Genomic DNA, 8120 nt, shown 5'->3' on the forward strand with positions numbered 1-8120 from the left:
GCGTTCGCGCACGCGCCGTCCGCATCGTCGTCGAAGCCGTTCGCGAAGAGGCGGTCGGCGGCGGCGCACGACGTCGCGGCCACGTCGAACTGCAGCGGGATCGCGCGCATCGGCTCGGCCGGATCGTTGCTCGCGATGCAGAGCGCGGCCATGTGCGTGCCCGCGGCCACGATGCTCGCGTCGAACGTGAGTGAGACATCGGCGTGCGCGCCGGCGGCGACGGCGCCGCTCGCGGGAGCGAACGTGAGCCACGGTTCGATGGCCGGCGTGCCGCAGTCGGGCGGCGTGACGCCGTCGCTGAGCGTGGTCGTGATCGTGTAGTCCAGCGTGCCCGCACCGGTGTTGCCGATCGCGAGCGTCTGCACGCTCTGCATGTCGCCCTGGGTCGCCACTGCGAGCTTCGAGGCGACTGCGAGGATCGGCTGCGTCGGCGCGCCTTCGTCGCCGAGCGTGATCACGAGGTCGGCTTCGTTCGGCGGATCGCCGTTGCCGTCGCCGACCGCGTGCACGGTCAGCGGCAGATCGCCGGTGTAGCCGGCCGGTACGTCGAGGTCGACGATGACGATCTGTTCCTCGCCGGGATCGGGCGATCCGGCGAAGCTGCCGCAGCCGTCGAGCGCGGGCCACCCGAGCGGGTACCAGCCGCCGTCACTCGTGCCCACGCCGTCGACGAGCGGGTGGACGTCCGAGCAGAACGTGAAGGTGTTGCGCTTGCGCACGGCCGACAGCGTCACGCCGACGGGCACCTGGAACGTGAGTGCGTCGGCGCCGGCGAACGCGTTCGAGATCAGGTGCAGGTCGAGCAGGAAGCTGTTGATGCGGCCGCGCGCGTAGGTCGTCGGCGCGCTCGTGCCGGTGATGGCGATATCGGCGTGCGCGAGCGGCGCGAACGCGGTGCCGAGATACAGGGCGGCGAGGGCGGCTACGCGCGACGTGCGCGCGTGGAACGTCGGCGAGGACGAGGCGATCACGGCGCGGCGCTCCCGATCACGAGGTTGTCGAGCGTGGCCCAGCGGTCCTGCGATTCGCCGGGCACGGGCGGGTCGATCTCCGGGGCGTCGACGAACAGGGCGGCGATCGGCGCGGTGGCGACGAAGCCGCGGAAGTCGTCCGGTCCGCTCGTGTCGACGGTTTCGGTCGCGCCGATCGTGCCGTCCTGCATGAGCACGGTGATTACGACCTGGCCCGAGGTCGGCTGCAGCGAAAAGTCCGACGGCCACACGTTCGCGCCGATCGCGCTGAATGGCGGGTCGGAGATCGAGGTCGCGACGGAGATCGGATCGTCGACGCGGTCGGTCGAGATGAAGCCGTCGCCGTTGTAGAGCGGGTGCGTCGCGAACACGCCCGTGAAGATCACGTAGTGCCAGCCGTCGCTGCCGTCGGTGTACTGGATCGGCTGCGCCGTGCCCGGCGCGATCTCGCTGAAGTCGTGCCCGGCGTAGCCGGGCGCGAGCGCGGCGAGGAACGCGGCGCGGTCGGTGTAGACGGTGACCGGGCTGCCGCCCCGGACGCTGTCGCTGCCGCTCGCGAAAACGCGGTCGAGCACGTCGACGGGGAGGCCTTCTCCCGGTCCGTTCGCGCCCGAGCGCGAGGTCGTCGATGCGCTCGCCGAGCTCGCCGCAAGGGCGAGCAGGACGAGGGCGGATACCCGGATGGCTGTCATGGATCGGTTCCTGAGGTGGGGAGCGAACGCCCGCGCGTGGCTGCGGCTGCGGCCGCGGGTAGTCGCCATGCACTTCACGACGGATCGGCGGTCGCGTCCATTCGGGGCGCCTTACGATCGCCTTCCGTCACGCTTCCGTCACGCTTCGGACGACGCGACGGAAACGGCATGGAGGCGGAAAGGAGGACGGCGGTGATCGATGGCGTGAGCGAGGTGATCCCGTCACGCTGCGCCCGTTGATTGCCTCCGATCCCTTTTCCCCCTCGCGTCAATGGCCTCCGACCCTGTGTCCTTCTCGGGCCACCGGCGCGAGCGTGAGCTCGGCCGGGATCGCGCGCTCGCCGGCGAGGTCGCGCACGGCCGCGAGGGCGCTGCGCCACGCGACGGGCTCGCCGAGCGCATGGGCGAGGCGGAGCTGGAGCAGGGCGCAGTCGAAGTCGTCGGCGGCCCACGCGCCGACCCGCCCGACCAGCGCGGCCGCGTCGCCGAGCCGGTCCCGCGCGATGAGCGCGCCCGCCCAGGATTCGATCACCATCGCCATCGTGCGCGGCGTGCCGTCGGCGTCGGCGAGGTCGAGCGCCTGGCGCCAGGCGCGGTCGGCGTCGTCGAGGTGGCCGAGCGCGAACGCGCGTTCGGCCTCGGCGAGGCGGCGGTAGGGCGCGCCCGCGCGCGAGCCCGCGTCGCTGCGCGTCGACGGTGCGATGGCCGTGCCGGGCTCGGCCGTGGTCGGCGCCAGCACGCGCTGGCGCCAGAGGTTCGCCTTCGCTTGCAGCGTGTCGTCGGCGCCTTCGGCCATCAGCGCGACGGGCAGCGGGCCGGCTTCGCGCGCGGCGTCGTCGCGGCGGCCTTCGGCGAGCGCGAGTTCGACGCGCAGCACGCGGATGCGCAGGTCGTCGCGCGAGAGCTGCAGGTAGCCCTGGTCGCCGCGTTCGACCTGCGCGAGCGCGTCGTGCACCGCGCGCAGCTGGCCGCACGCGAGCAGGATGCGTGCGCGCATCAGGGTGAGCACGCGCAGCAGCAGCGGATCGCCGCCGCCGGCGGCGATCGCGGTGGTGCGATCGCTCGTCGCGAGCGCGGCGTGGTTCTGCAACTGGTCGAGCTGCACGTCCTGCAGGCCGATCAGCGCGCTCTTGAGCGGACGCATCGCGGCGAACGCCTCGAACTGGCGCGCGGCCGCTTCGTAGCGCGGCATCGCCTGTGTCGCGGCACCGCGTGCGGAATCGAGCAGCGCCCACTCGAGGTCGGCGCGCGCGACCGCGAGGCGGTCGCCGCTCTGCGCAAGCACGACGCGCGCGCGGCCGAGGTCGTCGGCGGCCGCCGCGTAGTCGTTCGCGATCGTGCTCGATGCGCCGCGTCCGAGATACGCTTCGCCGAGCGCGTGTTCGTAGTTGCCGGCGCCCTGCGCGGCGAGCGCGCCGTCGAAGTCCGCGCGTGCTTCCTGCGCGCGGCCGAGGCGGATGCGCCCGCTGCCGCGCGTGATGAACACGCGCATGCGCAGGTAGGCGTCGTCGCTGGTCGGCTTGCGCTCGAGCAGCTGCGTGAGTTCCTGCTCGGCCACATCGTAGTGGCCGAGCCGCTGTTCGACCTGCGCGTGCAGCAGGTGCGTCTCGCCGTCGTCGCGTCGCGCATCGGGAATCGATTCGAGCGTCGCCTTCGCGCTCGCCGGATCGTCGGCGAGCAGCGCGGCGCGCACGCGCTGCAGGCGTTCGGCCGAAGCCGCGTCGGCGGGCTCGACCGGCACGTCGCGACCGAGCGCGACGATGAGCTGGTCGCTCGCGCGACGCAGCGCGCCGACGAGGTCGTTGTCGGTCGCGCTCGCCTGCACGTCGCGCGTGCCGTCGAGCGCGCCATGCAACGCGACGTTCCACGCGGCGTGATCGCGCGCGACGCGGCCGTCGACGATGAGGCCGATGCCCGCATCGCGACGCAGGCGCGCCGTCGCGCCGTCGGCGTCGGCCTTGCCCGCGGTCAGCACGCCGAGCGTCGCTTCGCTCGGCAGCACCGCGAGCTGCGCGCGGCGCAGGCGGTCTGCGACGAGGTCCATGCCGCCGAGGCGTACCCACGCGACGTCGGGACCGCTGCCGACGTCGAGCGGCCGCACGGCGACGTGCAGCGCCGCGTCGGGTCCCGCGGAAACCGATGGGGTGGTGTCGGCACGGTGGCGCAGGAACAGCGCCGCTGCGATCGCGACGAGCGCGAGCACCGTGAGCACGCCGGCGAGTGCGTTGCGCGGCGTGCGGCGCGCGCGCAGAGGTACGGGCTGCGCGTTGCGTGCGCCGGTGGATGCTCGCGGTATCGCCGACGCGGACGATGCCATCGCGGGAGCCGGTACCCCGTTCGTCGCATCCGCGTGGACGCCGGCGGCATGGACTGCAGGTGTCGCGACGTCGCGCATCGCGGCGGATTCCTGCATCGGCGCCGGCATCGCGGCGCCTGCTTCGCTCGCGTCGTTCGCCTCGACCGTCGTCGCGACGACCCAGCGATAGCCGAAACCGGCGATCGTACGGATCGCCTCCTGGCGGTCGGCGCTGTCGCCGACGAGGCGGCGTGCGCGCAGGATCAGCTGGAACAGCTGCGTGTCGGAGACGTTGTCGCGCCGCCACACCGCGGCGATGAGTTCGGACTGTGGTACCGCGCGCTCGCGATGTTCGATGAGGTGGGCGAGGCAGGCGAACACGCGCGCGGGCATGTCGATCGGCGCGTCGCCGCGCCGCAGCTCCCGCTTCACCGTGTCGAGCCTGAATTCGCCGAAGCGGAAGACCGCGTTGACCATCGTCGCTTGCGTTTTGCCGGTGCCCCGCGGGCATTGCGGGGCACCCGCGCCGCGGGGGCGAGCGGTGATTATAGCGGCAGGCGACATGGTCCCCGCTCGCATTCCCCCCACCCGCTTGGGGGAGAGGGCAGGGTGAGGGCAATCGGAGCGCGAGGCACGCAAGAGTGGGATCGGTGCGTCGGGCTCCGGGAGCCCTCAGCCGCCGCGCTGCGCACGTCGGCCTCTCCCGCGAGCGGGAGAGGCGAGGTGGAGCGCCGCGATAGCGAACGCCAGTATCACATCAAGCGCATCACCTTCGCGACGACGCGGTAGCTGCCGTCGGCCTGCTTGTCGTCGGCCTTGAGGCTCAGGCGCCATTGCCCGCCGCGTTCGGACGTGTATTCCCACGCGAGTTGTTTCGCGTCGCGCAGGTCGAGGATGCGCAGCGCCTTGTCGTCGACCGCGAACGCGCGGACGTGGGCGACGAACGCGGCTGGATCCATCGGCGATTCGATGCGGTAGGCGGTCTCCCAGTATTTCGTGTCGCCGAGCGAGCTGAGCTGGGTGATCTTGGTGCCGTCGTCGAACGTGAGCGGCTTCGCCGGCATGCGCATGAACTGGTCGGCCATGAGGCCGCGGATGAAGCCGCCGTCGGGCGACCACGCGTATTCGAGGTGCATCGCGACCGAGCGCGCGGCCTCGGTGCCGCGCACGTTCGCGACGACGTGCAACGCGGTGTCGATGCCCGAGGCGAGGCCGGCCGAGGTGACGAGCTTGCCCACCTGCACCCAGCGCTGGTCGCGCACCACGGTCACCTTCGGATAGTTCTTCGCCATGTGGTCGAAGTGGGCGTGGAACGTCGTCGCTCTCTGGCCGTCGAGCAGGCCGGTATTGGCGAGGATGTCCGAACCGGTGCACACGCTCATGATCTGCGTGGCGGACGCGGCGTTCTTCAGCAGCCACGTGCGCGTCGCCTCGTCCTTCGCCGCGGCCTCGACGTCGCCACCGGGCACGAGGATGATGTCGGCCGCAGGCGCGTCGGCGAACGAATGGTCGACGTTGACGCTGAGGTTCATCGCGGTCTTCACCGCCTTGCCGTCGCGCGAAACGGTGTGCACGTCGAAGCCGGCTTGCCCGAACACCTCGTACGGGCCCGCGAAATCGATGATCTCGACGCCATCGAACATGAGGATCGCGACGCGCGTCTTCGCCGGCGGCGCAGGTTCGGCATGGGTCGGCACGAGCGGGAGCAGCAGGATCGCGAGCAGCCAGCGCAGCGGTTTCATGGCGCATCTCCATATCAGGGTGATGCGCACTGTCGGCCGTGCACGCACGGCGATGGGGACGAACAGCCGACGAATCCGGCCATCGCACGGCCGCCCGATCCGCGGTCAGCGGCCGAAGCGCTCGCGGTATTCGTTCGGCGAGGCGCCGTAGCGCGTGCGGAACGCGCGCCGGAACGCATCCGCACTGGCAAAGCCGACCGTCGCTGCGATGCGGTCGATCGCGAGCGTGCCCGAGGTGAGCAGCACGCACGCGCGCTCGAGGCGCAGGCGTTCGACGTAGCGCGCGGGCGTCGCGTCGAACGTGTCGGCGAACAGGCGGCGGAAATGGCGCGGGCTCATCGCCATGCGGTCGGCGAGACGCTCGACGCCGAGGTCCTCGTCGAGATGGTCGAGCAGCCAGTCGACGAGCGCGCGCAGGCGCCCGCTGCCACGCGTCTGCGCATCGAGCGGCGCGGAGAACTGCGCCTGGTTGCCGGGGCGCTTCATGTACATCACGAGTTCGCGCGCGACCGCGAGCGCGACCGCGGCGCCGTGGTCTTCCTCGACCAGCGAGAGCGCGAGATCGAGTCCCGCGGTGAGCCCGCCCGAGGTGTGGAAGCGGCCGTCGCGCAGGAACAGGTGGTCCGCTTCGATGCGCACGTGCGGATAGCGCGCCTGCGCGTCCGTCGCGTGCGCCCAGTGCGTGGTGACGCGGCGGCCGTCGACGAGGCCGGTCGCGGCGAGGATGTAGAGCCCGGTGCAGACGGAGACGACGCGGCGCGCGCTCGCCGCGCGTTCGCGGATCCAGTCGAGCAGCACCGGATCGGCGTTGACGACGCGGCTGCCCGCGCCGCCCGGGATCACGAGCGTATCGAGCAAGGGCGCGTCCGCGAGCGTCGTGTCGGGCACGATCGTGACGTGGCCCTCGGTGCGCACCGGCGTCGCGTCGCGACCGATCGTGCACAGCGCGTACGCGAGGCCACGCGCGCCCACGCGCGCGTTCGCGGCCGCGAACACGTCCATCGGCCCGGTGACGTCGAGCGACTGCACGTCGTCGTAGACGAGCACACCGACCGTCGCCATGCGGCTATCCGTACGACAGCGACGCGAGCGTGCCCGCGTCGTCGAGCCCGATCGAGAACGCGAGGCGGCTGCCGGGCCCGAATGCGATCACGTAGTCGTACCACTGCAGGCCGCGGTCCGTGCGTGCGCCCTTGTAGATGTAGCGCGTCGGCGTGCCGTACGGCCCGAACAGGTCGGCGAGCCGGCGTGCGAGTCCGCTTTTCATCTTCGTCGCCAGTTTCGGCGCGAGCGAAGCATCGTCCGCGTCGCCGCGCTGCACGGCCTCGAACACGGCCTCGACGCGCGACGCAGCTTTGGCAGGCTCGTCCGCCGCGGGCGCGTCGGCCGCCGCGGCGATCGCCGGGAATAGATCGTCGAAGATCGCGTTGGTGATCGTCTCCCCGGGCTCCGGGCTGGTCGTGTTGTTGGTGAGCGCGACGAGGCGCACGTGCTGCTTCGGGAAGAACTCGTTCGCCGAGGTGAAGCCGAACGAGCCGCCGGTGTGACCGATGCGCGGCTGGTCGCGCACGCGGTCGACGAACAGGCCGAGGCCGTAGTCGGACGTCCCTTCGGCGAGCGGCGTCGCAGTCGTCATCAGGCGAACGCTCGCGTCGCCGACGATCTCGCCGCGGGCGAGCGCGCGGCTCCAGCGGATCATGTCGTCGACGGTCGAGACGAGGTGACCGGCGGCGCCGCCGACGCTGTCGTCGATCACGGGTGCGCGTTCGGACCGGCCGTGGTCGACGCGATAGCCGACCGCCATGCCCGCGAGATGCGGCTCGTCCGCGACCGTCGCCGTGTGCGTCATGCCCGCGCGGCGCAGCAGGTGTTTGCGCACGTAGTCGCGATAGCGTTCGTGCGAGACGACTTCGATCACGCGCCCGAGCAGGATGTAGCCGGTGTTGCAGTAGGCCATGCGGCTGCCCGGCGCGAACACGAGCGGCTTGCCGGCGACGCGCGCGATGATCTCCTCGAACGTGTGCGGCTTCGACGCCCAGGCCTCGACATCGTCGCCTTCGAGATATTCCGGCAGGCCGCTCGTGTGCGAGAGCAGCTGGCGCAAGGTGATTTCGTCCGCGTGCGGCGCGTCGGGCAGGATCGTCGCGAGGCGCGCGTCGATGTCGAGTTTGTGCGCGTCCTGTAATTGCAGGATCGCCGCGGCGGTGAACTGCTTGGTGATCGAACCGATCTCGAACGGCGTGGCGACTTCGACCGGAAGCGCGTGCTCGCGATCACGCAGGCCGTAGGCCGTGCGGTAGACGACGCGGTCGTCCTGCACGACGGCGACGACCGCGCCCGGCGTGTGCGTGCGCGCGAGGATCGCCTGCACGTCGGCGTCGATGCGTGCGGCGCGCATGGCGTCGAGGGGCGCCGCATG

General features: G+C 71.7%; 6 protein-coding genes. All 6 read right to left on the reverse strand.

Features of this window, described 5'->3' with window-relative positions; all coding sequences use genetic code 11:
- The coding region (locus VI238_RS11460; protein ID WP_331651427.1) for a hypothetical protein at positions 1-971 on the reverse strand (971 nt) is incomplete at its 3' end.
- The gene (locus VI238_RS11465) at positions 968-1663 is read right to left on the reverse strand and encodes a hypothetical protein (protein ID WP_331651429.1); all 696 of its coding nucleotides are present in this window, start codon (positions 1661-1663) and stop codon (positions 968-970) included. The genes VI238_RS11465 and VI238_RS11460, both read right to left, overlap by 4 nt.
- Before the next feature lie 268 nt (positions 1664-1931).
- Positions 1932-4436 carry a winged helix-turn-helix domain-containing protein gene (locus VI238_RS11470; protein ID WP_331651431.1) on the reverse strand — a complete coding sequence of 835 codons (2505 nt, stop codon included), beginning with the start codon at positions 4434-4436 and terminating at the stop codon, positions 1932-1934.
- Between the two features lie 275 nt (positions 4437-4711).
- Positions 4712-5701: a DJ-1/PfpI family protein gene (locus tag VI238_RS11475; RefSeq protein ID WP_331651433.1), complete on the reverse strand. Its 990-nt coding sequence runs from the start codon at positions 5699-5701 to the stop codon at positions 4712-4714.
- Positions 5702-5806: 105 nt separating this feature from the next.
- Entirely contained in the window at positions 5807-6763 is a 957-nt protein-coding gene (locus VI238_RS11480) for a GlxA family transcriptional regulator (RefSeq protein WP_331651435.1), read from the reverse strand.
- 4 nt (positions 6764-6767) lie between these two features.
- Positions 6768-8120, reverse strand: a 1353-nt coding sequence (locus VI238_RS11485) for a serine hydrolase domain-containing protein (protein ID WP_331651437.1), incomplete at its 5' end; no start/stop codon positions are given.

This window comes from Dokdonella sp. (assembly GCF_036518555.1).
Taxonomy (GTDB): domain Bacteria; phylum Pseudomonadota; class Gammaproteobacteria; order Xanthomonadales; family Rhodanobacteraceae; genus Dokdonella_A.

Excerpts from the sequence above, each read along its gene's own strand:
- VI238_RS11475 (WP_331651433.1), bottom strand. The coding sequence starts at position 5,701 with ATGAAACCGCTGCGCTGGCTGCTCGCGATCCTGCTGCTCCCGCTCGTG.
- VI238_RS11480 (WP_331651435.1), bottom strand. The coding sequence starts at position 6,763 with ATGGCGACGGTCGGTGTGCTCGTCTACGACGACGTGCAGTCGCTCGAC.
- VI238_RS11465 (WP_331651429.1), bottom strand. The coding sequence starts at position 1,663 with ATGACAGCCATCCGGGTATCCGCCCTCGTCCTGCTCGCCCTTGCGGCG.
- VI238_RS11470 (WP_331651431.1), bottom strand. The coding sequence starts at position 4,436 with ATGGTCAACGCGGTCTTCCGCTTCGGCGAATTCAGGCTCGACACGGTG.